26 protein-coding genes are annotated in these 24,626 nt (G+C 62.0%); 8 read left to right on the top strand and 18 right to left on the bottom strand.

Annotated elements, in window-relative coordinates:
* Positions 1 to 30: 30 nt before the first annotated feature.
* Positions 31 to 1,320: a serine hydrolase domain-containing protein gene (locus AC1RM7_RS06740; protein ID WP_024918994.1), complete on the top strand. Its 1,290-nt coding sequence runs from the start codon at positions 31 to 33 to the stop codon at positions 1,318 to 1,320.
* On the opposite strand, the gene AC1RM7_RS06735 is transcribed toward AC1RM7_RS06740, so the two are convergent.
* The gene (locus AC1RM7_RS06735; protein ID WP_024918995.1) at positions 1,321 to 4,020 is read right to left on the bottom strand and encodes an autotransporter outer membrane beta-barrel domain-containing protein; all 2,700 of its coding nucleotides are present in this window, start codon (positions 4,018 to 4,020) and stop codon (positions 1,321 to 1,323) included.
* A 218-nt stretch (positions 4,021 to 4,238) separates the two neighbouring features.
* On the opposite strand from AC1RM7_RS06735, the gene AC1RM7_RS06730 reads away from it, so the two are divergent.
* A complete protein-coding gene (locus AC1RM7_RS06730) occupies positions 4,239 to 5,384 on the top strand; it encodes a PAS domain-containing protein (RefSeq protein WP_006021332.1) in 1,146 nt (381 codons plus the stop codon).
* A gap of 69 nt (positions 5,385 to 5,453) precedes the next feature.
* Here the strand turns inward: AC1RM7_RS06730 and rpsD are convergent, their stop codons facing one another.
* The 4 genes from rpsD to AC1RM7_RS06710 form a co-directional block, all read right to left on the bottom strand.
* Entirely contained in the window at positions 5,454 to 6,071 is a 618-nt protein-coding gene (gene rpsD / locus AC1RM7_RS06725; RefSeq protein WP_006021331.1) for a 30S ribosomal protein S4, read from the bottom strand.
* 200 nt (positions 6,072 to 6,271) lie between these two features.
* Entirely contained in the window at positions 6,272 to 6,670 is a 399-nt protein-coding gene (locus tag AC1RM7_RS06720) for a cupin domain-containing protein (protein WP_006021330.1), read from the bottom strand.
* A gap of 80 nt (positions 6,671 to 6,750) precedes the next feature.
* Positions 6,751 to 7,542, bottom strand: coding sequence for a glutamate racemase (murI, locus tag AC1RM7_RS06715; protein WP_024918996.1), 792 nt, complete (start codon positions 7,540 to 7,542; stop codon positions 6,751 to 6,753).
* A 24-nt stretch (positions 7,543 to 7,566) separates the two neighbouring features.
* Complete coding sequence (locus AC1RM7_RS06710; RefSeq protein ID WP_006021328.1) at positions 7,567 to 8,124, bottom strand: TetR/AcrR family transcriptional regulator; 558 nt, start codon at positions 8,122 to 8,124, stop codon at positions 7,567 to 7,569.
* 172 nt (positions 8,125 to 8,296) lie between these two features.
* On the opposite strand from AC1RM7_RS06710, the gene AC1RM7_RS06705 reads away from it, so the two are divergent.
* Entirely contained in the window at positions 8,297 to 9,265 is a 969-nt protein-coding gene (locus AC1RM7_RS06705; protein WP_024918998.1) for a quinone oxidoreductase family protein, read from the top strand.
* A 79-nt stretch (positions 9,266 to 9,344) separates the two neighbouring features.
* On the opposite strand, the gene AC1RM7_RS06700 is transcribed toward AC1RM7_RS06705, so the two are convergent.
* The 3 genes from AC1RM7_RS06700 to rpe form a co-directional block, all read right to left on the bottom strand.
* Positions 9,345 to 9,884, bottom strand: coding sequence for an MOSC domain-containing protein (locus AC1RM7_RS06700; RefSeq protein WP_024918999.1), 540 nt, complete (start codon positions 9,882 to 9,884; stop codon positions 9,345 to 9,347).
* A 4-nt stretch (positions 9,885 to 9,888) separates the two neighbouring features.
* A complete protein-coding gene (purB, locus tag AC1RM7_RS06695) occupies positions 9,889 to 11,196 on the bottom strand; it encodes an adenylosuccinate lyase (RefSeq protein WP_024919000.1) in 1,308 nt (435 codons plus the stop codon).
* A gap of 103 nt (positions 11,197 to 11,299) precedes the next feature.
* On the bottom strand, positions 11,300 to 12,001 hold the full coding sequence (rpe, locus tag AC1RM7_RS06690; RefSeq protein WP_006021324.1) for a ribulose-phosphate 3-epimerase: 702 nt from the start codon (positions 11,999 to 12,001) through the stop codon (positions 11,300 to 11,302).
* A gap of 268 nt (positions 12,002 to 12,269) precedes the next feature.
* Between rpe and AC1RM7_RS06685 the strand changes: the two genes are divergently transcribed.
* The gene (locus AC1RM7_RS06685) at positions 12,270 to 12,998 is read left to right on the top strand and encodes an EF-hand domain-containing protein (RefSeq protein WP_024919001.1); all 729 of its coding nucleotides are present in this window, start codon (positions 12,270 to 12,272) and stop codon (positions 12,996 to 12,998) included.
* Between the two features lie 118 nt (positions 12,999 to 13,116).
* Positions 13,117 to 14,301 carry an outer membrane beta-barrel protein gene (locus AC1RM7_RS06680; protein WP_244434387.1) on the top strand — a complete coding sequence of 395 codons (1,185 nt, stop codon included), beginning with the start codon at positions 13,117 to 13,119 and terminating at the stop codon, positions 14,299 to 14,301.
* 101 nt (positions 14,302 to 14,402) lie between these two features.
* On the opposite strand, the gene AC1RM7_RS06675 is transcribed toward AC1RM7_RS06680, so the two are convergent.
* Positions 14,403 to 14,672, bottom strand: a complete 270-nt coding sequence (locus AC1RM7_RS06675) for a hypothetical protein (protein WP_024919003.1) — start codon at positions 14,670 to 14,672, stop codon at positions 14,403 to 14,405.
* Positions 14,673 to 14,856: 184 nt separating this feature from the next.
* Positions 14,857 to 15,858 carry a P1 family peptidase gene (locus AC1RM7_RS06670; protein ID WP_024919004.1) on the bottom strand — a complete coding sequence of 334 codons (1,002 nt, stop codon included), beginning with the start codon at positions 15,856 to 15,858 and terminating at the stop codon, positions 14,857 to 14,859.
* A 91-nt stretch (positions 15,859 to 15,949) separates the two neighbouring features.
* Here AC1RM7_RS06670 and AC1RM7_RS06665 point away from each other — a divergent pair, with 91 nt between their 5' ends.
* The gene (locus AC1RM7_RS06665) at positions 15,950 to 16,684 is read left to right on the top strand and encodes a cytochrome c biogenesis CcdA family protein (RefSeq protein WP_024919005.1); all 735 of its coding nucleotides are present in this window, start codon (positions 15,950 to 15,952) and stop codon (positions 16,682 to 16,684) included.
* A gap of 131 nt (positions 16,685 to 16,815) precedes the next feature.
* On the opposite strand, the gene AC1RM7_RS06660 is transcribed toward AC1RM7_RS06665, so the two are convergent.
* From AC1RM7_RS06660 to AC1RM7_RS06635, 6 genes are all read right to left on the bottom strand, one after another.
* Positions 16,816 to 17,931, bottom strand: coding sequence for a branched-chain amino acid ABC transporter substrate-binding protein (locus tag AC1RM7_RS06660; protein ID WP_024919006.1), 1,116 nt, complete (start codon positions 17,929 to 17,931; stop codon positions 16,816 to 16,818).
* A gap of 115 nt (positions 17,932 to 18,046) precedes the next feature.
* The gene (locus AC1RM7_RS06655; RefSeq protein WP_024919007.1) at positions 18,047 to 18,409 is read right to left on the bottom strand and encodes a DUF6867 family protein; all 363 of its coding nucleotides are present in this window, start codon (positions 18,407 to 18,409) and stop codon (positions 18,047 to 18,049) included.
* On the bottom strand, positions 18,409 to 19,140 hold the full coding sequence (locus tag AC1RM7_RS06650) for an ABC transporter ATP-binding protein (RefSeq protein WP_024919008.1): 732 nt from the start codon (positions 19,138 to 19,140) through the stop codon (positions 18,409 to 18,411). Before AC1RM7_RS06650 ends, AC1RM7_RS06655 begins: the two co-directional genes overlap by 1 nt.
* On the bottom strand, positions 19,137 to 19,973 hold the full coding sequence (locus AC1RM7_RS06645) for an ABC transporter ATP-binding protein (RefSeq protein ID WP_024919009.1): 837 nt from the start codon (positions 19,971 to 19,973) through the stop codon (positions 19,137 to 19,139). Before AC1RM7_RS06645 ends, AC1RM7_RS06650 begins: the two co-directional genes overlap by 4 nt.
* Entirely contained in the window at positions 19,973 to 21,313 is a 1,341-nt protein-coding gene (gene livM / locus AC1RM7_RS06640; RefSeq protein ID WP_024919010.1) for a high-affinity branched-chain amino acid ABC transporter permease LivM, read from the bottom strand. The genes AC1RM7_RS06645 and livM overlap by 1 nt, the downstream gene beginning before the upstream one ends.
* 8 nt (positions 21,314 to 21,321) lie before the next feature.
* Positions 21,322 to 22,236 (bottom strand): ABC transporter permease subunit, encoded by a 915-nt coding sequence (locus AC1RM7_RS06635; protein ID WP_006021312.1) that lies wholly within the window; start codon positions 22,234 to 22,236, stop codon positions 21,322 to 21,324.
* 235 nt (positions 22,237 to 22,471) lie between these two features.
* Here AC1RM7_RS06635 and AC1RM7_RS06630 point away from each other — a divergent pair, with 235 nt between their 5' ends.
* Together AC1RM7_RS06630 and AC1RM7_RS06625 are read left to right on the top strand one after the other, a co-directional pair.
* Entirely contained in the window at positions 22,472 to 22,633 is a 162-nt protein-coding gene (locus tag AC1RM7_RS06630; protein WP_006021311.1) for a hypothetical protein, read from the top strand.
* A gap of 281 nt (positions 22,634 to 22,914) precedes the next feature.
* Positions 22,915 to 23,448: a hypothetical protein gene (locus tag AC1RM7_RS06625; RefSeq protein ID WP_006021310.1), complete on the top strand. Its 534-nt coding sequence runs from the start codon at positions 22,915 to 22,917 to the stop codon at positions 23,446 to 23,448.
* On the opposite strand, the gene AC1RM7_RS06620 is transcribed toward AC1RM7_RS06625, so the two are convergent.
* The gene (locus AC1RM7_RS06620; RefSeq protein WP_024919012.1) at positions 23,421 to 23,813 is read right to left on the bottom strand and encodes a carboxymuconolactone decarboxylase family protein; all 393 of its coding nucleotides are present in this window, start codon (positions 23,811 to 23,813) and stop codon (positions 23,421 to 23,423) included. The two genes, AC1RM7_RS06625 and AC1RM7_RS06620, sit on opposite strands and share 28 nt — an antisense overlap.
* Positions 23,814 to 23,821: 8 nt before the next feature.
* Positions 23,822 to 24,604: a 3-oxoadipate enol-lactonase gene (pcaD, locus tag AC1RM7_RS06615; RefSeq protein ID WP_006021307.1), complete on the bottom strand. Its 783-nt coding sequence runs from the start codon at positions 24,602 to 24,604 to the stop codon at positions 23,822 to 23,824.
* Positions 24,605 to 24,626 lie beyond the last annotated feature (22 nt).

Raw genomic sequence — 24,626 nt, 5'->3', positions numbered from 1 at the left:
GCTCATTGACCGGATTTGCGGAGATCGGTTTTGTTTTATTCAAATATCGTCCGGCGCGCGGGCGCCGCCGTGGTTGTCGCAGCGATCTCTGCCGCAGTCATAACGACATCACTGCCGGCTTGCGCCGAAAGCCTTGGGCGAACAGACCCGGACAAAGCCGGGTTCTTCCCGCAACGGCTCGCGCGCATCACCGCGTATTTCAACAACGAAGTCGCGACCGGCAAGATCCCGGGCGCGGTCGTGCTGATCCAGCGCCACGGTCAGCCCGCATACTACGAATCGTTCGGCGTCCGCAGTCCTGCCACCAAAGCGCCGATGACGCCGGACACCATCTTCACGCTGTTTTCGATGACCAAACCGATCACATCGGTGGCGGCGCTCATGCTGGTGGAGCAAGGCAAGCTCGCGCTCGATGATGAGGTGGGGCAATATGTCAAAGGTTTTTACCATATCAAGGTCGGCGTGGAGAAACCGGGCCCGGATGGCAAGCCCGAACTCGATCTTGTCGCGCCGCGCCGCCCGATCCAGATTCACGATCTGCTACGGCATTCAGCGGGCATTCCATATGCATCGCTCGCGTATGGCGTGGTGAAGAAGCCCTACGAAGATGCCGACCTGATGTCCGGCAAATTCACCAACGCAGAAGTTGCGGACAAGATCGCCGCGCTGCCGCTGATCAGTCAGCCCGGAGAATACTGGACCTACGGTCACGCCACAGATGTGCTCGGGCGGGTGATCGAGGTGGTGTCGGGAAAATCGCTTTACCAGTTCGAGAAGGAGAACCTGCTCGGGCTGCTCGGGATGACCAATACGAGCTTCTTCGTCACCGATCCGGCGAAGCAGGCGCTGATCGCCGATCCGTTTCAAACCAAATATGACAAGCTCGATCGCGATCCGCGTGAGGTCACCAAATGGGAATCCGGCGGCGGCGGCATGGTGTCGTCGATCGCGGACTACGCGCGCTTTGTGCAGATGCTGCTCAATGGCGGTGAACTCAACGGCACGCGCATTCTGGCGCGCAAGACCGTCGACCTGATGACGTCGAACCACATCGGCGAGGGAACGGGCATCAAACCGTGGGTGTACTATTTCCCTGGTGCCGGATTTGGCTTCGGCCTCGGCGTTGCCGTGCGGACGGACGCTGGCGTCAGCCACTGGCCCGGCTCGGTCGGCGAGTTCGAGTGGAGTGGGGGCAGCGGAACGTATTTCCTGGCAGATCCAAAGGAAAACATGTTCGCGATCCTGATGATCCAGTCGCCTTCACAGCGCGGACGCATCCAGTCGGCATTCAGGAGCCTTGTTTACGGCGCGATGAAATAATCAGAATCTCACAGCAAGGTTGGCCCTGACCGAATGGGCGCTGGCATCGGCGGCGAGACGCCCGGTGTATAGAATTCCCAGAATTGCATTCCGGTGAACGAGCGCGTCCAGCCCGGCCTCGACCAGCAGCGTGTCGGCGGCAATCGGAACGCCAGCAATCGCAAATGGCGACGGGCTTGCTGCAAGCGACATCAGCGAGACTGGCGTAGCTCCATCGTAGGCGTGCTGCCATCCGAGCGACCCGCGCGCGGTCATGGCCCATGGGCCGATCGCGGGGATCGGCGCCTGTGCGCGCAGGCCGAGCGTTGAATAAGTGGCGGCGGTGGTGACCTGTGCGACTCTGAGCGCTGCCGGCCCGCCTGTTTCCGTGAAGCCGTCGCTTCGGACCGACACGTAAGCGAGGTTTGCGAAGGCCTCGGCGTTCACCCAGCTCCTGACGACGCCGTAGGCGGCTTCGCCGAAGACCTGTGCCGTGCTGGCGCTGTAGCCCGCGGTAGCCATGTCCGCGAAGCCCGGGAAGGCGATGGTGCGTGTAGTGGAGATGTCGTGATGCGAATAGGCCCCGCCGGTGCGGACTGCGAGGTCGCCAAGTCGCCCGCCGCCATAAGCCGCCAGATGGAACGTGTCGATGGTGGCGGATGACGTGCGTGCATCGACGCGGGCATCGGTTCGTCCGCCGCCGGTCGCTACGCCGAGGCGCCAGTTTTGATCGAGGGTCACGTCTACGCCGCCAATGGCCCCGCCGCTGGTTGCGCGCAGCGTCGCGGCGTTGCCGTCGCTGTTGAGGCGCGTCCAGTTGCCGTAACCCTGCACCCACGCGGCATAAACCGGTGCGATGACGGGTGGCGGCGCCTTGATCGGCCACTTTGGCCCGCCCTTGGCCTTGCGCGTCTTCTTCGCATAGGCGAGTGCGGATTCCCCTTCATCTGCAAATCCGGTTGCCTGTGAGCCGCTCGCGGGGTCCAGCCGCTGCCGTCCGAGAATGGCGTCGCGGATCAGAGAACTCTCATCCAGCATCAGCGAGCGCAGACTCGGATGAATCTCGCCCGATACGCTGTCAAAGGCCGCACGGGCCTGATCCGGCGTCAGCATCAGCGCCGCGCTGACGATCGGGTTGGTCATGCCCAGCGCGGCGAGGCCGCCGCCCGCCGAAATCTGGTTCGGTGTCATGCCGACGCTGGCGAAGTCGATGCTGTTACGGACCAGCGTCAGATAGACGTTGTTGGGATCGTAGGTGAGCGTCGGATCGAGGAACGCGAAGTTCGATGTCACGCCGCTGAAGGTGCCGTTTCGGCCGCCCGTGGTCGTCAGGATCGTATACTGCGTAGAGGGCGCGTAGCTGCCGACGCCAGCCATCACGCGCACGGTGCCGCCGTTGAGGGTGGCAGTGTGGCCGGCTCCGGTGATTGCGAGCACGCCGTTGGCGGAGGGGGTGACCCCCACGGTGAAGAACGCACCCATCTGGTGGATGTAATTGCCGTTGAACGCCAGCGTTCCGCTGTCGACCCGCACATTGCCGCCGGTGTTGTTCGTGACGTTGCCGACAACAGTGCCGTTGCCGGTCACCGTGCCCCCGCTCTGCACGCCGACAGCGGGGCTCGTGAGTTGTCCGTTGATCCGGAGCGTTCCGGCCTGAACGGTCGTGGTGGTGGAGAAGGTCCCGTTGCCGGTCAGGGTCCAGTCCACGCCATTCATAGTCAATGTTTCGAAGTTGGAGAACTTCGCGATGCCCTCGGTGCCTGTGCCTTCCAGGATCAGGTTGTCGGTGCCGGTACCGCCCACGACGTTTCCGATAAGGACAGAGCCGGTTTGCAGCCGAAGGGTATGGGTCGCTCCCGCAGGCACGCCAGCGGCGGCCGCAAATGTAATTGCATTTGTTTTGCCGGAGATTGTGCCGCTGTTGATAATCTCGGCAGCGGCGGTGTTGCGCACCAGAATTCCGTTCCAGTCCGTGGCATTTCCGGCGCTGCCGGTGTTCGAAATGGTGCCGCTGTTTGTGATCGCACCGCCGCCGGTGGCTTCAACCGCCGCGCCTCGATTCGAGGTAATCGAGCCAGCATTGCTGAACGAGGTCCACACCGCGGTGGCGCTCCCATAGACGCCATTATAGTCACCGAAGATCACACCGGTGCTGGTGTTCGTGAATGTCGATGGGCCACCTTGAATGAGCACGCCGGTGCTGAAACCCGTCGTCTTGTTCGATTGGATCGTGCCTGCATTGTATAAGGTGCGGGACGTGCCTTGTCCGATGGACACCGCATTGACGCCGGTATCGGTCTTGATCAAGCCGCCGGAATAGTTGTTCACCGTGCCGCCGAGCCACATCGTCACGCCTTCGACACCGGCGGTGATCGTGCCGTAATTGTTTAACGTGCCGGGGCCGCCGGCCGGAGGCAGGCTAAACGGCTTGTAGCCAAAGGTGATTGCGGTCAGCGTGCCTGTGACGGTCGCCGCGGCCGTGTTGGTAAATGTGCCGCCCTGGTCAAGCTTTACGGTATTCCCACCGGTCACGGTGCCGTCGTTGGTAACGGACCATGCCTGCAATGTGGCGCTGATGGCCGGATTTCCCGATCCCACGGTGACGCCGGTGGCGATATGCGCGGTCGTCCCTGCGAAGGTATCAAGATTGACGCTCGGCGTGTTGCTTGTGATCTCGACATCGGCGGCTTTCGCGGCGTTAGGACCGAAAGTGTCGGCCATCAACAACGCAGCCACGCTGGCGGCGCACACAATCACGTCCCGCGCGCGCTCTGCGCGACGCGTCCCACCAATAGATTTTGTCACAATCGCCCCGCATTCCACCCGCAATGGAAAAACGGTGCCAAAGGTATGGGAGCAACGCACTATTCAAATGAATAGGGTTAGTTTTAAATTGCTATGCCATTTTAGCTTTCCACAGCGGGTGCGGCGGGGTGGTCGTGAGCGAGGCCGAAGGCAAATTTCTGGATGCCCTTTATCAAGGAGTTTCCGACAGCGCCCAACTCACTCTCGCGCTGGAGCTGATCCAGAACATGTTCGGCTGTCGCAGCGCCGTTCTGGTGATGGTTGACGCACGCGATCCGACGGCGAATTTTGTCGAGACATCGGGCACGCTGCTTCAGAGCTTGCAGCTTTATGTCGAGAAATATGCCCAGATCGATCCTGCCCCGGCGCGCTTTCTCAGCCTGCCGGCGGGCCGCGCCATGAGTACGGATCGTCTGTTCACGCCCGAAGAACGCGCCACCGGTCAATTTTATAATGAATTCTTCAAGCCGATCGGGCTGATCGAAACGCTTGGCGGGCCCCTCTATTCCAGCGACGGAAATTTCGCGATGATCGCGCTGATGCGCGGCGATGATCGTCCACCCTTCGACGATCGGGAAGCGGCTTATCTGGAGCAGCTTATGCCGCACATCACGCGCGCGCTGCAACTGCGCCGCACGTTCTTCCGGATCGATTCACGAAATGTCGGCTTGCAGGCGACGCTCGACCGGCTTCAAGCCGGCCTGATGTTGCTGGCGGCTGACGGGGAGGTGCTCTTCGTCAACGCGGCGATGCACGCTCTCACACAGCAGAGCGACGGCTTCGTGCTTGGCCGGATGGGCAAGCCTCTGGTCACCCATACCGACGCGCGCCGACGCTTTGATGCGCTGTTGATCAATGTCGCAGGTGGCGGTGCCGGCGGTGTGGTTGCCGTGCCGCGCGCCAGAGGACGGGACTATGTTGTCCTGGTCGCGCCGTCTCCGGCGTCCTCCGCGCAATCCGACTGGGAGCGCGGCGGGCCGCGTGGCGCGATCGTTGTCGTCCACGATCCCGATTCCGGATCTGCCAATACGTCCGAAATTCTGGAGCAGGGGCTAGGGCTGTCAAAGGGAGCCGCGCGGCTGGTCGCGGCTCTGGCGGCTGATCACGATCTCAAGACCTTTGCCGAAAGCGAAGGCGTCACGATTCATACCGCGCGATTCCATCTTCGGAGTGCGCTGTCGCGCACCGGAGCCAAGACACAGGCCGAGGTGGTGCGGATCGCGGTGCGCCTGTTGCGGGATTTCGCTTTGGCCGAACCCAATCCGGTATCCTCCACCTGATGCGGTCAGCCAAAGAAAAAGGCCGCCCGGTGAGGCGGCCTTTCGCTTTCTGTCATCCGCGCTGAGGAATTAGCGCGAATAGAATTCGATGATGAGGTGCGGTTCCATCTGAACCGGGAACGGCACTTCCGAAAGACCCGGAACGCGCACGACCTTGGCAGTCTGCTTGCCGTGATCGACTTCGAGATAGTCCGGCGTGTCGCGTTCGCCGAGCTGGTTGGCTTCGAGCACGAAGGCGAGTTGCTTGGACGATTCCTTGATCTCGACGACGTCGCCGACCTTCACCTTGTAGCTGGCGATGTTGACGCGCTTGCCGTTCACCTTGATGTGGCCGTGGTTGATGAATTGACGTGCGGCGAACATGGTGGCCACGAACTTCGCGCGGTACACGACGGTGTCGAGGCGGCGCTCGAGCAGGCCGATCAGGTTTTCACCCGAGTCGCCCTTCAGGCGGCTGGCTTCGACGTAGATCGCGTGGAACTGACGCTCGGAAATGTTGGCGTAATAGCCCTTCAGCTTCTGCTTGGCGCGGAGCTGCGTGCCGAAGTCGGAGAGCTTGCCCTTGCGGCGCTGGCCGTGCTGGCCGGGGCCGTATTCACGCTTGTTGACGGGGCTCTTCGGGCGGCCCCAGATGTTCTGGCCCATACGGCGATCGATTTTATACTTCGCCTCACTACGCTTAGTCATCGCGTCCTCTTTCTTTGAACGTTGGTTTTGAGGAAACGCGCCCTCCTGTGCAGCGGGATATGGTCCCGGTGCTGACAGGTCCGCCTCATAAGCTTGATGGGGAGGACCACGGGTCGCGAAACGCAACGCGGGCCGAAAACCGGCCCGCGAGCAACGTGTTCATAGGTAGAAAAGGCCGATAAGTCAAACCATTCAGGCCGTTATTTGGGTGCCGGCGTCGCCACTGGCTTGCCTTCCTCGACCACGTAAACAGCCATGATTTTCAAGCCTTTAGCCCCGGTCTTGACGTCATGCGGAATGCCGGCGGGCACCGCATAGGAATCCCCGGCCTTGATAGCCTGGTCCGGCTTGCCTTCGACCATCAGCGTGGCGTCACCTTCGAGCACATATCCCGTATCGATGCCCGGATGGGTGTGACGGCCGGCTAGCGTGTCGGCCGGAATCTCGGCGATGACGGTGATGGTATTGTAACCCTTGGGGAACTCCACCTTTTGCAGCGGGGTGCGCTTGATGGCGTTGGCAGGGGCTGTCTGAGCCATTGCCGCGCCGATGCCCGCGAACGCAACGATCGCGAGGCCGAGAACCATTTTCTTGAGCATGTGTATCTCCCTTTCGCTGCTCTCTCCGGAGCAGACCGGGCGAAAGCTAGCAGCCGGACGGTATCTGCGGAAGGCCGTTCTTAGTTGGCAACGCTGGCGCGGATGAACGGCTCCAGCGCCCTGGCCAGAACCGGGGATGGCGCCTGCCCCGATGTGAACAGAAAGCGCGCTTCCGGCCCTTCGCCATTGCCATTTGCCGGGCCGAGGAGATCACCCACCCGCCGCGCGATCGCGGGTGCCGGGTCGATCCAGTCCACCCCCCATGGCGCAAGCGCAAGCATCTGATCGATCAACAGGGGATAGTGCGTGCAGGCCAGCACCACGGTGTCGGTTCGTGCATCGCCGTTGAGGAAGCACGGCGCAATCTCGGCCGCGATGGCGTCGTCGCTGACCCGCTCGCCGCGCAGCGCCGCTTCGGCGAGGCTTGCAAGATTTTCCGCGCCGACCAGCGTCACGTCGCAGCCCTGAGCGAAATCCGCGATCAGTTTCTTGGTGTATTCGCGCTTTACGGTGCCTTTGGTGCCGAGCACCGAGACGCGTTTGGTCCTGGACGAGGCGCAGGCGGGCTTGATCGCCGGCACCGTGCCAACGAACGGGACCGTGTAGGCTTCGCGCAGATGGGTCATCACCAGCGTTGACGCGGTGTTACAGGCGATGACGACAAGGTCGGGCGTGTGCTCGGCGATCAGGTCGCCGACCAGCGGCACGACGCGGGCGACGATCTCGTCCTCGGTGTGCTGGCCGTAGGGGAAATAGGCGTCGTCCGCGACGTAGGTGTAACGTGCGCCCGGCCGCAGCTTCACGATCTCGCGGAAGACGGTCAATCCGCCGAGGCCGGAGTCGAAAACCAGGATGGTGGGAACACGGGACACGGCGGGAGTGTATCGAAAGAGCCGTTACGATTCAGTTGTTTTAACGCCAGTCTGGCCTGCCCGAATGATGGCAGCGGCGGCGCTCTTCAGGCGTTCCCCGCTGACTGAGCGCGGGTCGATGCTGCCCGAGGCATAAGCTCCGTTGACCAGCAGCATAATTTGCTCGGCGATCCATCCCGGATTGGCGACGGATAGCTGCGCCGCAAGGCGCTCAAGCTCGGTCTTCAGCCGCATCTTGTTGGCGGAGGCCATGATGCGTGCCGGATGAGTTTCGTCGGGAATTTCCACCGCCAGGTTGATCATCGGACAGCCGCGATACGCCGGGCGCGCGATGCTCTCTGCCACGTCGTCGAGAGCGGCATTGATCTGATCGAGCGGGCTGTCCTGATGAGCCTCGGCGGCCTTATTCCATTTGTCCCAGAACCGTTGGTCGTGGGCTTCTGCGTAGGCCGCGATCAGTTCGTCCTTCGACTGGAAAACCCGATAGAGGCTAGTCTTCGACACCCCTGACACCTCGACGATCCGGTCAACGCCCGTCGCACGGATGCCTTCCCGATAAAACAGGTCAGCGGCCACGGACATGATCCGCTCTCTGGCCGTTGCGTCGGTCTTTCGGGGGGCACCACGCCGGGGCCGGGATAATTCCAGTTCGCTCAAAGGCCTGCTCGGGTTCACCAGTTGAAGTTGACAATGTAACAGGTTTGTAACTATGTACAAGTAACAGACAGGTCTGTAACTTTATTGGAGCAAGCTGATGCGCGTCATCGAAGCATTTGAATTCACGGGATATTCGGGGTTGCGACTGGTCGAACGCGAGAACCTTGCGCCGAGCCGGGACTTGGTAACCGTCCGCCTGACAGCGGCAGGCGTGAACCCGCTCGATCACACGGTTCTGTCCGGCGGGCATCCGCGCGCCAAGCCTCCCGCTGTGTTCGGCAACGAGGGCGCGGGCGTTGTCACGCATAGCGGTCCGTCGTCGCTGCCAGTGGGCGCGCGCGTGATGTTCACCGCTCCATTCGGCAACGGGAGCTGGCAGGAATACGTACAGATCAAGGCTGAAGAACTGCAGCCCATCCCCGACGGTGTCGACGACGTCACCGCAACCGCAGCCGTCGTGGGTTATCTGTCGGCCTATCTGACGCTGCAGCAGGCGGGTTTTGCGGCGGGCAAATCGGTGCTCGCGCCTGCGATCGGCGGCGCTGTCGGCAACGCCACCTATCAGCTTGCCAGGGCGCTCGGCGCGTCGAAAGTGGTTTCAACCGCGGGCAGCAAGGCGAAGGCCGAGCAGGCGCGTGAGCGCGGCTACGACAACGTTGTCGATCTGTCCGCAGAGTCGCTCGCGCAAGGCGTGCGGAGACTGACCGATGGTGCTGGCATCGACGTGGTGATCGATGCCATTGGCGGCACCATCACGAGCGAAGCGCTCAAGGCCATGGCCATGGGAGGATCGCTGGTGACGCTCGGCTATTCGGCAGGCCGCAATACCACGATCGATGTGACGGACATCATCTGGAAGGATCTTTCGGTCACCGGATTCAGCCTGTTCCGGTCCACGCGTCAGGAGATTCAAGCCGCGTGGGACGTGATCTCGCCGCTGCTTGTGAAGGGCACGGTCAAGCCGCCGGTGGCGCGCATTTTCCCGCTGGAGGAGGCGGCGAAGGCGCTTCAATACCTGATCGAGGAGCGGCCGTTCGGCAAGGTTATCCTGAAAATCGCCGACTGACGTTCGGCGCGGAAAAGTCCGAATGATCCGTCATGCCCGGCTCTATGCCGGGCACTCACATCTGATGTGTTTCCGTACTTCAGACCGGTTCGAGCGCCCGGTGCGGACCGTCCGGCAATTCCACCCGGATGGGATCGCCCGGCCGCACGTCGCCTCCGGCGAGCACGATGCTCATGACTCCGGCTTTGCGGATCAGCTTGCCGCCGGAGTCCTTCTCCAGGGTCGCAGCCATCAAACCCTTCTGGAATCGGTCGATCTGGATGCAGGGGTTGCGCAAGCCGGTGACCTCGACCACAGCGCTTTCGCCCAAGTGCAGCCGGGTGCCTGAGGGAAGGCCGAGCAGGTCGATGCCGCGGGTGGTGACGTTCTCGCCCATCTCGCCGGGGCGGACGATGAAGTTCTTGGGAGCGAGTTCGTGAAACAGCTCTTCGTGGATGAGATGGACCTGACGCAGGTTCGGCACCGTGGGATCCTTGGCAACCCGCGAGCGGTGTTTCACCGTCTCGCCCATATGCGCGTCGCCGTCGACACCGAGCCCTTTCAGCAAGCGAATGCTCAGGGAATTCGTCTTGCTGAAATGATGGCCTTTGCGAAGGCTGACGGCGGTGACGACACCCATTAGATCAGGCAGCTCCGAATACCCGCTTGAAGATCGTATCGACGTGCTTGAAGTGATACGCGAGATCAAATTGCTCTTCGATCTCCTTGTCCGACAGATATTTCTTCACGTCGACGTCCTTCTTCAGAAGTGACTGGAAGTCGCCTTCGCCGCGCCAGACCGGCATCGCGTTGCGCTGGACCAGCTTGTAGGCGTCCTCGCGCGAGGCGCCTTTCTGCGTCAGCGCAATCAACAGCCGCTGCGAATGAACGAGGCCCCCGAGGCGATCGAGGTTCTTCTGCATGTTGGCCGGATAGACCAACAGCTTTTCGACAACGCCGGCGAGGCGGTTGAGCGCGAAGTCCAGCGTCACTGTGGCGTCGGGACCGATCATGCGCTCGACAGACGAGTGCGAGATGTCGCGCTCATGCCAGAGCACGACATTCTCCAGCGCGGGTGTCACGGCGGAGCGAACGATGCGCGCGAGGCCGGTGAGGTTTTCCGTCAGCACCGGGTTGCGTTTGTGCGGCATCGCCGACGAACCCTTCTGGCCTTCGGAGAAGAATTCTTCGGCTTCCAGCACTTCGGTGCGCTGCATGTGACGGATTTCGGTAGCGAGACGCTCAACCGAGGAGGCGACAACACCAAGCGTCGCGAAGAACATCGCGTGGCGATCACGCGGGATCACCTGCGTCGAGATCGGCTCGACCGTGAGCCCCATCGCCTTCGCCACGTGCTCCTCAACCCGCGGATCGATCTGCGCGAAGGTGCCGACTGCGCCGGAAATGGCGCAGGTCGCGATTTCCTTGCGTGCGGCAATCAGGCGCTCTTTCGCGCGGGTGAATTCGGCATAGGCATAAGCCAGCTTGAGACCGAACGTCACCGGCTCGGCGTGAATGCCGTGAGAGCGGCCGATGGTCGGCGTCATCTTGTGTTCGAAGGCGCGGGTCTTTAGCGCGGCGAGTACCTTCTCAACGTCCGCGATCAGGATGTCGGCGGCGCGCGCAAGCTGGACATTCAGGCACGTATCGAGCACGTCGGACGAGGTCATGCCCTGATGCACGAAACGTGCTTCGGGGCCGACGATTTCGGCGAGATGCGTCAGGAAGGCGATGACGTCGTGCTTGGTCTCGCGCTCGATCTCGTCAATGCGCTCTACGTTGAAGGTCGCGTCCTTGGCCTTGGCCCAGATGGTCTTGGCGGCGTCCTTCGGGATAACGCCGAGGTCAGCGAGTGCGTCGGCGGCATGCGCCTCGATCTCGAACCAGATCTTGAAACGCGTCTGCGGCTCCCAAATGGAGACCATTTCGGGGCGGGAATAACGGGGAATCATTGCGAACTCATGGGCTTGGGGGATTACGCCGCGCTTTAGCAGATCAAGGCTGGCGAAACCACCCTCGGAACGCAGCTCTGCCCCGAAAATCAGGGCCTTTGCGTTAAATCGCCTCGCCGCGCGCGGAGGCAGCAGCACCCCGGATCGCGGAAATATTGCCCTTGTAGCTCTCCAGCGTGCCGCCTTTGAACACGGCCGAGCCTGCGACCAGCGCGTTTGCGCCCGCGGCTGCGACCTTGGCCGCATTGTCTGCGGTGACACCGCCATCGACTTCGATATCGATCGGACGCCCGGCGCACATGGCGCGGACCTGCGAGATTTTCTCCAGCACGGCGGGGATGAACGACTGTCCGCCGAAGCCCGGGTTGACCGACATCACCAGCACCAGATCGATCATGTCGATGACGTACTCGATGGCGCTCGCAGGCGTTGCCGGATTGAGCGACACGCCGGCCTTCTTGCCGAGGGCGCGGATCGCCTGCAGCGAGCGATGCAGATGCGGGCCCGCCTCGGCGTGCACGGTGATGATGTCCGAGCCGGCCTTGGCGAAGGCTTCGAGATACGGATCGCACGGCGCAATCATGAGATGCGTATCGAAGATCTTCTTCGAATAGGGGCGCATCGCTTTGATGACGTCGGGACCGTAGGAAATGTTCGGCACGAAATGGCCGTCCATCACGTCCAGGTGAATCCAGTCGGCGCCGGCCTGATCGACGGAGCGGACTTCCTCGCCAAGTTTCGCGAAATCCGACGCCAGGATCGACGGCGCGATAATCAGCGGACGAGATGCGAAGGGCTGGGACATGGCGGTTTCCGGTGGTTCCCCTTGCGCAGGGGCGATGGCTTCGCCTAACACGCCGCCCCTGCGCGGGCAACGAGAGGCGGCTGGCGTGCACAGGAACCACGCGCTGAACCGGCAAATCCTGCCGCCGCGGGCAGAAATTGCCCTGCGGGGCGTGCCGATCGAGGGAGAAAAACCCTGCATTTGCTGGGCTTTTCGAGCGGCACGGCAATTGCTGGATATCTGCCGGGATCATCTCGGCCGCGTGTCCGCGGCCTTGGGGAGTGTTGTGATGTTCTTTGCCGCAGGAGCAGTCGGGGCCGCAGCCGTTGGTGCGCTGGATTTGCTGTCGTCGCTGACGCCGGATAAATCGAATGCGGCCAAGACCGGCGTCAAGCAGACGAACTCACTGTTCGATGTGGGCACGAGCGCCAGCGCGACCAACACAGCGACAATCACCTCAAGCACCCCGACGCAGGCCGGAGCGCTGTCGCCATCGACATTCAACGCATTGCTGTCGGCGCAGGATGCGAACGGAAAAGCCAACCCGTCGGATGCCTTGAAGGATCTGTTCGCGCAGATCGACATCAACGGCGACGGCAAGATCACCAAGGCCGAGTTCGAAGACAAGCTCGGCGCAGGCGGGACCAATATCGCGGCGGCCGACAATGTTTTTGACAAGATGGATGCCGACAGTGACGGCTCCGTCAGTCTCGACGAGATGGCGTCGGCTTTGAAGCCCAAGGGCGGCCACCCCCATGCACATCGCGCCGGTGGCGGCGCTGATGCTCTGATGCAGGCGCTGCAAGGCGCTTCGAGCACCTCGACAACGAACAGCGACGGTTCGATCACCACCACGCTGACATATGGCGACGGCTCGAAGATCACGATCAGCCAGCCTGCGGCTTCCGGCACGTCGACCAGTGCTTCATCGCAGTACAATCTCGTTGATAAAATGATGCAGCGTCAGACAGATGCGCTTGCCGCTGCGGCGAAGCAGTCGGTGTCCGTCAAGGTCTGATCGCTGATGTAGTTGATACCGCCTGCATCGGTAGCACTACGCACAAGTCTTTCATTTTCATCAGTCGCTAACCACGCCGGATCGCTAATCGCGCTACGCAAATTTTGCGAGGTGCGAAGTGCAGATTGTGCTGAGGATAGCGGCGTGTGCCGGCGTTATCGCTGCCGGCGCGAACAGCGTTCATGCCGAAGACGATTTCATTGCCTCGCTGCGGCTGCGCGGGGGCTACGACACCAATCCGCAATTCTCCAACGGAACCGGAATTGGCGGGAGCGCCTTCGTCGGCACGGACACCGCGCTTGCCGCCGGCACCAAAGAGAAGGATTACAGCTACGGAGTCGCGGCGGAAGCAAGCACCACGCAGTACGCCAATCGGCTCGCGGTCCCCGCGCTGAGCGGAAAGGTCATTCTCCGCGGCGCCTATGGCAGTGACGATGCCAATATTGCGGCCACCACGACCCTCGCCGACACCAACACCTACAATCTGCGTTCGTCCGATCTCGTGCAATCGATCAAGGGCGAGGCGAAATTCGGATCAATCAAGATTTTCACGACGGTCGAGGGGGCGCGCTCGGGTCTCAACCAGACCAACGCGATCTTTCAGGATTTCCTCCCATCGCCGCAGGTGTATCTGCGCGGCACGTTGATCCCCGGCATTGCCTATGTCGCGGACAAGTTCGAGATCGGTGCATCGGTCAATCTGTCGGTCCGGCGTTACGAAAAGGATCTGGATGATTTCGGCTATCGGCGTGATAACGAGCGCGTACAGCCGTTCCTGTTCGCCAAGTATCAGGACAAGGACATCACGGTGTTCGGCTCGATTTCGCAGCTGTACGGCACCTTTCATGACATCGACTTCACCAACGTCAACACGACCCTGTTCGATACGAGCCTGAGCTGGCGGATTGCGCCGTTTACGGTCGATCTTGCCGCCTATCGCCGCGCCAGCGAGACCACATTTCCGATCTCGCCGATCACCATCGATACGGCTTATACGGCGAAAGCGAGCTGGCTCGTCGAGCCGAAGCTGACGCTGACGGCGGCGGTCGGGTATGCCACGACGGATTATCTGGATTCGCGATTTAGCGCACAGACGCTGAGTTACGGCATTGGAGCGTCGCACGATCTTGGAAATGGTTATGCGATCGGGCTCGATGTGACGCGTGCGCAAGGGACACTCATCTCCGGTGAGAAAGCCAGCGCGATCGTCATCAGTTCATCGCTGACGAAGAAGTTTTCACCTTTCGCAAAGGACGAGAAGAAAGAAGCGCCGAAAGATAAACCGGCGGTGACGAAGAGCTAGGTGGCAGCCTGATCGAGCAGGGGGAATGCCGACCAGGCTGCCGCGCGAATGAGGCTTGGGAGGTTGGGGATCTCATTCGCGTTCGCGCAGTGGCCTAGACGTCAGTGTCCGCAGCCGCAGCCGCCGCCCAGCAGGCCGCCAAGCGCGCCGCTCTTGCCGAGAACGGCGCCGAGGACGCCGCCCTTGCCGGTGGTGACCGAGGCATTGACCACCAGAGCGCCGCGCCCATCGAGCAGGCCGAGCACGCCGCCCTTTCCGGTGAGCACGTTCGCTCCGACACCCACGCCTTTGCCACCGCCGCCACCTCCGGCGAGGGCGGGAGCGCTGATGAACACCGTCGCGACAACGGCCAGGCACAGCATTTTCTTCATGACGTTTTCTCCACTGTTGCGTGCACGACGTTGTGCACACAGCGGACCGTATTGCGGAGAATGCCGGCTGCAATCGAAAGGGAAAGATAACCTTAAACGGCAGGGGTTTTCTGCATTTTGCGACAGCATGATGCGTGAGTACTTACGGACAAATACGTAAGCAGCCGCACGGCAAAATCCGTCACTATCTTGCGAACCGCATTTTCCACGACGGCAACGCGCCGGCGAAAGGCAACGCGTTGGCTTCATAGACGCCGCGTGCGATCGCACGCGCGACGACGTTCGCGGCAACGGCGCCTAGCTCGGTTAGCCCATACAGCGGATCGATTGCGTTCTCGCAGGTCGCCGCCGCGAACACGACGTCGCCATCGAGTGGCGCGTGCACCGGATAGATCGCGCGGGCAAATCCGGTCTGTGCAATGATAGCGAGGCGCTTTACCTGCGGCTTGGTCAGGATGGCGTCAGTGACGACAATTGCCAGTGTTGTGTTTTCGATCGCCGTAGCGGCGGGGCCGCCCTTGAGCCGCATCGCGAGCATGTCTGCGGTGAACGCAGGCGGCAGGCCACGTCCGCCGAGTTCATTGTTTTGTTCGAAGGGCGCCGCCCAGAACCAGGGCCCGTCGCCGACCGTGACGCTGCCGACCGCATTGACCGACGCGATGGCCGCGACACGCACGCCATTTGCCATCACGGCCGACGCGGAACCAAGGCCGCCTTTGAAATTGGCGGTGGTCGCGCCGAATCCTGCACCGACGCTGCCGAGCGCGAACGCGCCATTGGTCGCAGCGGCTGCCGCCGTGTATCCCAGATCGCGATAGGGCGGGAAGCGGCCCCACTTTTTGTTGCCGCCGTTCAGCATATCGAATTGAACGGCTCCCGGAACGATCGGGATCAGAGCGTCTCCGACTGCAAAGCCCCGTCCTTGCTCGGCCAGCCAGGCCTGCACGCCGCCGCCGGCCTCCAGCCCGAAGGCGGAGCCGCCTGAAAGCGTGATTGCATCGACGCGCTCGACCGTATTGACCGGCTCAAGCAACGCGCCGTCCCGGATTCCCGGTCCGCCGCCGCGGACATCGACAGAGGCCACAGCGGCCTTGTCGAAGATCACCGCGGTCACGCCGGACGCAACGCTTTCGTCGTGGGCATGGCCGACGCGGATACCGGGAATGTCGGTCAACAGGTTCTTCAAGGCGGCGAACTCCGATCACAGTCCGTTCACAACAGGCGGAACGGGTACGGCTGAGCTTGCATAGCATATGGGCGACAGTGCAATAAGCGGCATGATCCAGGACGTTTCCATCCCCGCCGCGCTCGCCGCCGGCATCATCAGCTTTCTGTCGCCCTGCGTGTTGCCGCTGGTGCCCCCGTATCTGATTTACCTGACGGGCGCGACCATCGAGCATGTCGCTAACGACGAGGAACCACGCGCATCCAAACGCGCAGTGATGTTGTCTGCGCTGGTGTTCGTGCTTGGCTTCTCCACCGTTTTTGTTGCGCTCGGCGCCAGCGCCAGCCTGATTGGCGGCCTCATCCGGGCCTGGTCCACGCAACTGTCGATCGTCGCCGGCATCGCCATCATTCTGATGGGGCTGCATTTCCTTGGCCTGACACGCATCGGCTTCCTGATGCGCGAGGGACGCCTGCCGATTCCCAAGCCGGTCGGGTTGTGGGGCGCTTACGTCATGGGCTTGGCGTTTGCATTCGGATGGACGCCATGCATCGGGCCGATCCTCGCGGCAATCCTGTCGGTGGCGGCGTCGGAGACAACGGTCATGAAGGGAGCGGGGCTGCTCGCGGTCTATTCCGCGGGTCTCGGCATTCCGTTCCTGATCGCGGCATTTATGGTGGAGCAGTTTTCAGCAGTGCTCGCGCGGATGAAAAAACATCTCGCCACCGTCGAACGCGTGATGGGCGTCCTGATGATCCTGGTGGGAATCGGATTTCTTACCGGCGCAGTGACGGATGTCAGCATCTGGCTGCTGGAGACATTCCCGGCGTTGCAGAACTTCGGGTAACGGCGAACTAAAAGCCTATCATGCCCGGGCTTGTCCCGGGCATCCCGATAAGCTGATCACAGTGGTCTATTAATCGAGATCACCGGGACAAGCCCGGTGATGACCATTGAATGTGACTTTGGCCGACGAGCTTACGATCCCTTGTTCAACTCGGCGTAGTTGCCCTTGGCATCCCACTTGTAGACCACGTAGTCGAGCAGCTTGATGTCGCCCTTGGCATCGAACGACAGCTTGCCCAGCACGGTGTCCCATTCGCCGCCCTTGATGGCCTCGATGACCTTCTTCGGATCGGTGCTCTTGATCTTGTTCACGGCCTGCGACCAGACCTGGAACGAAGCGTAGGTGTAGAGCGTGTAGCCTTCTGGATCGATGCCCTTCGCCTTGAACTTCTCGACGATGGCCTTCGCGGTCGGCTTGTTGCGCGGATCGGGGCCGAAGGTGAACAGCGTGCCTTCCGCAGCCGCACCGGTGATCGAGGCGAATTCCTTATCGTTCATCGCATCGCCGGCCATCAAGACCGTCTTCAGGCCCTGATCGCGCATCTGACGCAGGATCAGGCCGGCTTCCTGATGATAGCCGCCGACATAGACCAGATCGATGTTGTCGCGCTTCAGGCGCGAAACGATGGAGTTAAAGTCCTTGTCGCCCTTGTTGTAGGACTCGAACAGCTTCTCCTTGAAGCCGGCGGCGTTCAGCGCCTTCTTGGTCTCGTCCGCAAGACCCTTTCCGTAGGTGGTCTTGTCGTTAAGGATGGCGACGTTCTTGCCGGCGAACGCCTTGAGGATGTACTGCGCGGCGACAAGGCCCTGCTGGTCGTCACGGCCGCAGACGCGGAGCACGTTCCACAGCTTGCGCTCGGTGAACACCGGATTGGTCGAAGCCGGGGTTATCTGCAACACGTTGCCTTCCGCGTAGGCTTCCGACGCCGGGATCGACGACGACGAACAGAAATGACCGGCAACGAACTGGACTTTCGAGCTCGCGAGCTTTTCGGCCACCGACCGCGCCTGCTTGGGATCACATGCGTCGTCACCGACCTGCAATGCCAGCTTCTTGCCGTTGACGCCGCCCGCGGCGTTGAGATCGGCGACGGCGAGGTCCGCGCCGTTCTTCATCTGGCGGCCGAATGCGGACTCGCTGCCGGTCATCGGACCGGCGACGGCGACCGAAATGTCTTGCGCAAACGCAGCAGTCGACATGGCAATCGACGCGCCGAGTGCGAGGCCAAGGATGTGGATCGATTTCATAGGACAGTCCTCATGAAGGTCTCGAAGGGCGTGGCCGGACGGCCCGCCGGGCGAACAAATCCTGCGTATTGTCGGCTGATTTTACCGCCAAGTCATCGGCAATTTTGGTGACGGCTCAGGAGTTGGATGGCGCATCTTGCCGCAGCCGCCAGCCGAGGGGGCCGCTTGGCTCGTAGAGCCAGTAATACTGCTTCACCATCTGCCAGGCGCGGGTTCGCTGGAACGCGAGGCACGAAATTGCCATGAGGATGATGGTTTCCAGCAAATAGGTTTGCGGTTGCCACAGTGTTTCGTTGAACAGCGCGAAATGCACGAATCGCACCGCCAGTCCCATCGGAATCATGGCAACGGCCGCAATCCAGATGCTTCGCCACGTGAGCGCAATCGCGCGGCCCGCGAGCAACGCGCATCCGCCGCCAAGCACCAGGGTGATGAACAGCACCTGAAAAACGGATTCGTTGGCGTAAAACTGCTGCATCAGCGTCGCCCGCCTTCAAGGTAAGCTGCCCTGATCTCCGGCCGCGCCAGCAGTTCCTCGCCGGTTCCGCTGAGCGTGATCAGGCCGTTGACCATCACGTAACCGCGGTTCGCCAGTTTCAGTGCATGGTTGGCGTTCTGCTCGACGATCAGAACGGTCAGACCATCCTGCCGGTTGAGCGTGCGGACGGCATCGAAGATCTGCCGCGCAATCAACGGAGCGAGGCCAAGCGACGGTTCATCAAGCATCAGAAGCCTTGGACGGCTCATCAGCGCGCGTCCGATCGCCAGCATCTGCTGCTCGCCGCCCGACAGCGTGCCGCCTCGCTGCGCGATGCGCTCCTTGAGACGGGGAAACAGCGTGAAGACGCGTTCGAGATCGACGCTGCGCTCGGCCTCGGTGCTTTCCACGGCGGCGTCCGCGCCCATGCGCAGGTTTTCCGCCACCGTCATGCGCGGAAAGATGCGCCGTCCTTCTGGGGACTGCGCAATACGCAGCCGAGCCACATGGTGAGTCGGCTCGTTGGTGATGTCCCGGCCGTCGAACTCAATCGTGCCGGCGCGGGCGCGTGGCCGGCCGAACACCGACATCATCAGCGTTGACTTGCCGGCGCCGTTGGCGCCAATCAGGGCCACGATCTCGCCGGCATTGATGTCGAGGTCGACGCCCTTCAGCGCTTCGATATTGCCGTAGGCTGCGACGAGGCCGCGAATCGAAAGGAGCGCACTCATGTGCCGCCATCCATGACTTCGATGGCGGTCTTTTCGTCGGCGCCGAGATAAGCAGCGATGACCTTGGGATCGTCGCGGATTTCACGCGGCGTTCCGGCGGCGATCTTGACGCCGTGGTCGAGCACGAAGATGCAGTCGGAGATTTCCATCACCACCGACATGTCGTGTTCGATCAGCAGGATCGATGTGCCGTGATCCTTGCGGATCGCGCGGAGCAATTCGCTCAGTTCGTCACTCTCGCGTGCGTTCAATCCGGCGGCTGGCTCGTCGAGACAGAGCAGTGCGGGTTCGGAGCACATGGCGCGTGCGATCTCGAGCCGCCGCTGGTCGCCGTAGGGCAGGTTTCCCGCGGCATCATCGGCGCGGGCGGTGAGGCCGATGCGATCGAGCCAATAACGCGCTCGCTCGATGGCGTCACGTTCCGCGCGGCGAAAACCCGGCGCGCCGACAAGGCCGAGAAATGTGTAGCCCGACGCCAGCATCAGCGCGTTGTGCTGCGCCACCATCAGATTTTCCAGTGCGGTCATGCCCGCGAACAGCCGGATGTTCTGGAACGTGCGCGCGACCTTCGCGACCTTGGAGATGCGATAGTCGAACAGCCGCTCCAGCAGGAACTCGCGGCGATCTTCGTGAACGAGGCGCATCATGCCGGTGGTTGGCTTGTAGAAACCGGTGATGCAGTTGAACACGGTGGTCTTGCCGGCGCCGTTCGGGCCGATCAGTGCGGTGATGTCGCCGCGCTTCGCGGTGAACGACAGATCGTTGACCGCGACGATGCCGCCGAAGCGCATCGACAGGTGATCGACGTGAAGAATGTTGTCGTCGCCCGCCATCAGCCGTGGCCTTCCTTGACCATGGACGATGAGATCTGGGTCGGTTTTTCCAGAAACACCGACGGTGCGCGGTGGCCGATCAGGCCACGTGGGCGCCAGATCATCAGCAGCACCATGGCCGAGCCGAACACCAGCATGCGGAACTGTTCCAGCCCCCTGAACAGCTCAAAGCCGCCGATCATTGTGAGTGCGGCGAGGGCGACGCCGAGTTGGGAGCCCATGCCGCCGAGCACGACGATCGCGAGCACCAGCGCGGACTCGTGGAACGTGAAGGATTCAGGGCTGATGAAACCCTGACGTGTGGCAAAGAACGCGCCGGCAAAGCCGCCGAACATTGCACCGGTCGCGAAGGCCGTGAGTTTCGTGGTGGTGGTGTTGATGCCGAGCGAGCGGCACGCGACTTCGTCTTCGCGCAGTGCTTCCCATGCGCGGCCGATCGGCAGACGGCGCAGACGGATGGTGACCCAGTTGGTCAGCAGCGCGAGCGCCAGGATCAAATAGAACAAAAACACCACGCGGTGTGTGGTGGAGAACTCGATGCCGAGCAGGGCCGCGAGTCCGTCGTCGGTGTTGGTCAGCGGAATGCCGAAGAACGAGGGGCGCGGAATGCCGGTGATGCCGTTGGGCCCGCCGGTGACATGCTGCCAGTTGAGCAGGATGAGGCGGATGATTTCGCCGAATGCCAGCGTGACGATGGCGAGATAATCGCCGCGCAGCCGCAGCACCGGGAAGCCCAGCAGCACGCCCCAGAAGGCGGAGAGAATGCCCGCCAGCGGCAGGCAGGCCCAGAACGACAGGCCGAAGGTCGTCGCCAGCAGCGCGTAGGAATAGGCGCCGACCGCATAGAACGCGACGTAGCCGAGATCCAGCAGGCCGGCGAGACCCACGACGATGTTCAGACCCCATCCGAGCATGATGTATGTCAGCACGAGGATGCCGAGATCGAGGATGTAGCGCTGATCGTAAAAGATCACCGGCACCAGCAGGGCGAAGACAAGCAGCGCCGGAGCGAAGAAACGGCCAAGGGTATCAACCGCGCCCTTGGCTGACTCTGGAACGAGCGAGATGCTTTTTGACGGCCCGATCCACTGCCGCAGCAATTCGACCATGATGCTGCCGAAAAACACCGCCGCCACGAGCGCGGCAAGATCACCGAACCGCGTCCAGTAGATCAACTGTCCTTCCGGTCCGGCTTCGGTGCGGACGCCGATCATCAGCGAAAACAGAACCAGCGCCACAAGGGCGCTGATGAGGGATTTCTTGAGAATGAAAGCGACGCCGTGCGGAGCAGCGGCGGCGGCTTTGGGCGTGCGGGCGGCGGGATCGGTCGGACGCGCCACGCTGCCTCTCAGACTTTTTCGACTTCCGGGCGGCCCAGCAGGCCGGTCGGAAGAAAGATCAGGACGACGATCAGGATCGAGAACGCCGCGACGTCCTTGTATTCGGACGAGAAGTACGCGGACCAGAACGTCTCGATCAGGCCGATGAGGAGGCCGCCGAGCATCGCGCCGGGCAGGGAGCCGATGCCGCCGAGCACCGCCGCGGTGAACGCCTTGATGCCGGCGACGAAGCCCATGAAGAAATCGACCACGCCGTAATAGAGCAGGTACATCATGCCAGCGACCGCGGCGAGCGCGGCGCCGATCACGAAGGTCATCGAGATGGTGCGATCGACATCGACGCCGAGCAGCGCCGCCATGGTCTGGTCCTGCTCGCAGGCGCGCATGTCGCGCCCGAGCCGCGTCCGCGCCACCAGCCAGGAGAAGATCGCCAGCAGGATGACGGTGGTGATGACGACGATGATCTGGATGTTGGACAGCCGCACCACGAAGCCGTCGTTTTCGAACAGCGTGTAGCCGCCGGTGATGACAGGAGGCACCGGCTTGACGCGCGCACCCTGCGACACCTGCGCGTAGTTGGTCAGGACGAACGACATGCCGATGGCGGACAGCATCGGCGCGAGACGGAACGATTGCCGCAGCGGGCGATAGGCGATCCGCTCCACGGTCCAGCCGTAGAGGGCGGTGATGGCCATCGCCACCAGCAGCACAAGCAGCAGGATCACGGGAATGGCCGTGAGGCCGATCGAGACCAGGATGAGGAACGTGATGAGGGCGATGAATCCGCCGATCATGAAAATATCGCCATGGGCGAAATTGATCATGCCGACGATGCCGTACACCATCGTGTAGCCGATCGCGATCAGGCCGTAGATCGAGCCGAGCACCAGTCCGTTGATGAGTTGCTGGGCGAAATAATCCATGGGCTGCCGTGTTCGAGCGAAGCGAGCGACACGTCGAAGGCCCCGGCAGCCGGATCGTCGCGTCGTCTCATTTTCTAACAGCGGGAACTGGGTGCGGCAACCGTACCGGGTGCGGCGTGGGGTCGTCGTCCACGATGTTTGCGTTGCCGCGAAATGGTCACGCCGGAACTCGGGTTCCTCTGAAACCAATGGAGATGCCGGCCGTTGGGGCTATGTTCAACGAAGGAGAGTCAACATGGGTAACCAGAACAATCCGAACCAGAACCCCGGCCAGCAGAGCCAGAATCCCAGCCAGAAGCCGGGTCAGCAGCAGGGTGGCGGCCATAAGCCGGGCCAGCAGCAGCAGGATCCAAGCCAGAAGCCCGGCCAGCCGGGTCAGCAGAAGGGCGGACACTGAATTTTCGGGCATGATCTTCATGCCTTGATTGTTCGGTTCGGACAGTCTGAGGAAAATCCCGCCGAAAGGCGGGATTTTTCGTTCGCGGCCTGGTCCCGGTCGTTGTCCACCGGGGCGGGTGCGCCGTTAAGGTTAAAAAAGGGTTTAAATTGCCGCTCGCCTTTGAGGGGCGTTAGCTCCGCCAATCATCATTGCGGTGTCCAAGGGGGCGCTGCTTTGGCCGGGCATGATCGAAGCGCCAGTTTCAAGGCGCCGTGCCCTTCAGATCAGGGTGAGGCGGCATGCCGAAGGATTGGCGGATCAGCACGTTCAATGGCGTGCTTCTGGCGTGCTACTTCATCCCGTCATGGGTGATTTCGGCGATGAAAATCTGGGTCTCGCCGATCCGTGGCTTTTATGATCGCACCAATATCGCCGCCGCGATGTATGTCAGCGATTTTACGAGCCTTCCAGCGATGGGAACCATCCGCGTCGCGTGGCTGCTCGCCCTCTCCAAAGTGATCGTAGCCGCGTTCTTCTTCGTGTTTCTGCTGCTGGTAATCCGTGCGGCGATCCGCAACAAGGGCGGAGCCGACGAGGCGCTGGCTTTCGCGCTCGGGGTTGGCTCCTTCATCAGCATGGCAAGCCTGATCGCTGCGTCAAAAGTCGGCGAACTCGCCGCGCTGCGGCTTCATGCCAGTGAATCACTGTTGCTGATCGGCGCCGCGATTTTGCTGATCGTCGATACCGATCAGGCAACTGTGCCTTCCAGCGAGCCGGCGGCGTCAGCGGCGGAGCCGCATCACAGCTACTTCTCGAGCAGCCCCAATTCCTGAACCACGGCGGCGGCTTCCTTGACCGCATGGTTGGCGGCGGGGACGCCGCAATAGATCGCCTGTTGCAGCAGGATTTCCTTGATGTCGTCCGGCGTGAATCCGCCTTCGGTCAGGGCCGCGCGGACGTGCAGGCGAAATTCATCCCATTGTCCCAGCGCCACCATCGTGCCGATCACCAGCACGCGGCGGGTGCGTTCGTCGAAATGCGGACGCGTCCAGATATCACCCCATGCGTAGCGCGTGATGAGATCGATGAAGTCGGCATTGAATGCGTTCTTGCCGGTCACCGATTTATCGACCCAGGCGTTGCCGAGCACCTTGCGCCGTTTTGCCGTGCCCTGATCGCGGCGTTGATTGTCGTCCATGGGTTCTCTCAGCGCTGGGTCAGGAAGCCGACCACGGCTTCAGTGAAGTTGTGCGATTGCTCGACGTTGGAGATGTGCGCCGCGTCAAGCAGGGTCATGCTTGCGTTGGGAATGTTGCTGCGGATGTAGACGCTGGCCTCGACCGGCGTCGAGACATCGTGGCGTCCTGCGATCACCAGCGTCGGCGCGGTGATGCGGGGCAGCAGGTCGCGCTGGTCGAGCCGGCTCAATGCCTCGCAGCAGGCGATATAACCTTGCACCGGGGTGGCGACCAGCATGGCCTTCATGCGTGCGGTGATTTGCGGCTCGCGTTCGCGGAAATCCGCCGTCAGCCATGCAGCGATAACGGCATCCGCGATGGAGGCGATCCCACCGTCGTTGACCGCCTTGATGCGGTTCAGCCAGTTGGTCGGATCGGGATAGTAGCAGGACGTATTGGCGAGAATCAGCTTTTCGATCCGCTCCGGCGCGTTGGCGCCGAGCCACTGGCCGACCATTCCGCCCATCGACAGGCCGCACCAGTGGATCTTTTCAATATTGAGATCGTCGAGAATCGCCAGCACGTCCTTGCCGAAACGCTCCATCGAATACGGCCCGGCTGGAACGCCGGATTTGCCATGGCCGCGCCGGTCGTAACGGATGACGCGATACAGCTTTGTCAGCGCCGCCATTTGCGGCTCCCACATCTGCATCGTCGCGCCGAGCGAATTCGACAGCATGATCGTTGGTCCGCCGTCGCGCCCCTCCACCGAGACATTGAGCAGGCATCCGTCGGCGTCGATCATAGGCATGTTGGGTCTCCGTGAGTTCTTG

The sequence above is a fragment of the Afipia sp. GW822-FHT03D08 genome (assembly GCF_058801645.1).
Note: the sequence above shows the minus strand (reverse complement) of the source record. Positions and strands in the feature narration are given on the sequence as shown.

What these genes read in the sequence shown, in the direction of transcription:
- AC1RM7_RS06700 (WP_024918999.1), bottom strand. Translation starts at nt 9,884, where the DNA reads ATGGGTGTCGTCACCGCCGTCAGCCTTCGCAAAGGCCATCATTTCAGC.
- AC1RM7_RS06630 (WP_006021311.1), top strand. Translation starts at nt 22,472, where the DNA reads ATGGGTAACCAGAACAATCCGAACCAGAACCCCGGCCAGCAGAGCCAG.
- AC1RM7_RS06675 (WP_024919003.1), bottom strand. Translation starts at nt 14,672, where the DNA reads ATGAAGAAAATGCTGTGCCTGGCCGTTGTCGCGACGGTGTTCATCAGC.
- AC1RM7_RS06625 (WP_006021310.1), top strand. Translation starts at nt 22,915, where the DNA reads ATGCCGAAGGATTGGCGGATCAGCACGTTCAATGGCGTGCTTCTGGCG.
- AC1RM7_RS06660 (WP_024919006.1), bottom strand. Translation starts at nt 17,931, where the DNA reads ATGAAATCGATCCACATCCTTGGCCTCGCACTCGGCGCGTCGATTGCC.
- purB (WP_024919000.1), bottom strand. Translation starts at nt 11,196, where the DNA reads ATGATTCCCCGTTATTCCCGCCCCGAAATGGTCTCCATTTGGGAGCCG.
- AC1RM7_RS06710 (WP_006021328.1), bottom strand. Translation starts at nt 8,124, where the DNA reads ATGTCCGTGGCCGCTGACCTGTTTTATCGGGAAGGCATCCGTGCGACG.
- AC1RM7_RS06685 (WP_024919001.1), top strand. Translation starts at nt 12,270, where the DNA reads ATGTTCTTTGCCGCAGGAGCAGTCGGGGCCGCAGCCGTTGGTGCGCTG.
- rpe (WP_006021324.1), bottom strand. Translation starts at nt 12,001, where the DNA reads ATGTCCCAGCCCTTCGCATCTCGTCCGCTGATTATCGCGCCGTCGATC.
- AC1RM7_RS06650 (WP_024919008.1), bottom strand. Translation starts at nt 19,140, where the DNA reads ATGAGTGCGCTCCTTTCGATTCGCGGCCTCGTCGCAGCCTACGGCAAT.
- AC1RM7_RS06620 (WP_024919012.1), bottom strand. Translation starts at nt 23,813, where the DNA reads ATGGACGACAATCAACGCCGCGATCAGGGCACGGCAAAACGGCGCAAG.
- AC1RM7_RS06635 (WP_006021312.1), bottom strand. Translation starts at nt 22,236, where the DNA reads ATGGATTATTTCGCCCAGCAACTCATCAACGGACTGGTGCTCGGCTCG.
- pcaD (WP_006021307.1), bottom strand. Translation starts at nt 24,604, where the DNA reads ATGCCTATGATCGACGCCGACGGATGCCTGCTCAATGTCTCGGTGGAG.
- AC1RM7_RS06665 (WP_024919005.1), top strand. Translation starts at nt 15,950, where the DNA reads ATGATCCAGGACGTTTCCATCCCCGCCGCGCTCGCCGCCGGCATCATC.
- AC1RM7_RS06735 (WP_024918995.1), bottom strand. Translation starts at nt 4,020, where the DNA reads ATGGCCGACACTTTCGGTCCTAACGCCGCGAAAGCCGCCGATGTCGAG.
- AC1RM7_RS06720 (WP_006021330.1), bottom strand. Translation starts at nt 6,670, where the DNA reads ATGCTCAAGAAAATGGTTCTCGGCCTCGCGATCGTTGCGTTCGCGGGC.
- rpsD (WP_006021331.1), bottom strand. Translation starts at nt 6,071, where the DNA reads ATGACTAAGCGTAGTGAGGCGAAGTATAAAATCGATCGCCGTATGGGC.
- AC1RM7_RS06655 (WP_024919007.1), bottom strand. Translation starts at nt 18,409, where the DNA reads ATGCAGCAGTTTTACGCCAACGAATCCGTTTTTCAGGTGCTGTTCATC.
- AC1RM7_RS06645 (WP_024919009.1), bottom strand. Translation starts at nt 19,973, where the DNA reads ATGGCGGGCGACGACAACATTCTTCACGTCGATCACCTGTCGATGCGC.
- AC1RM7_RS06705 (WP_024918998.1), top strand. Translation starts at nt 8,297, where the DNA reads ATGCGCGTCATCGAAGCATTTGAATTCACGGGATATTCGGGGTTGCGA.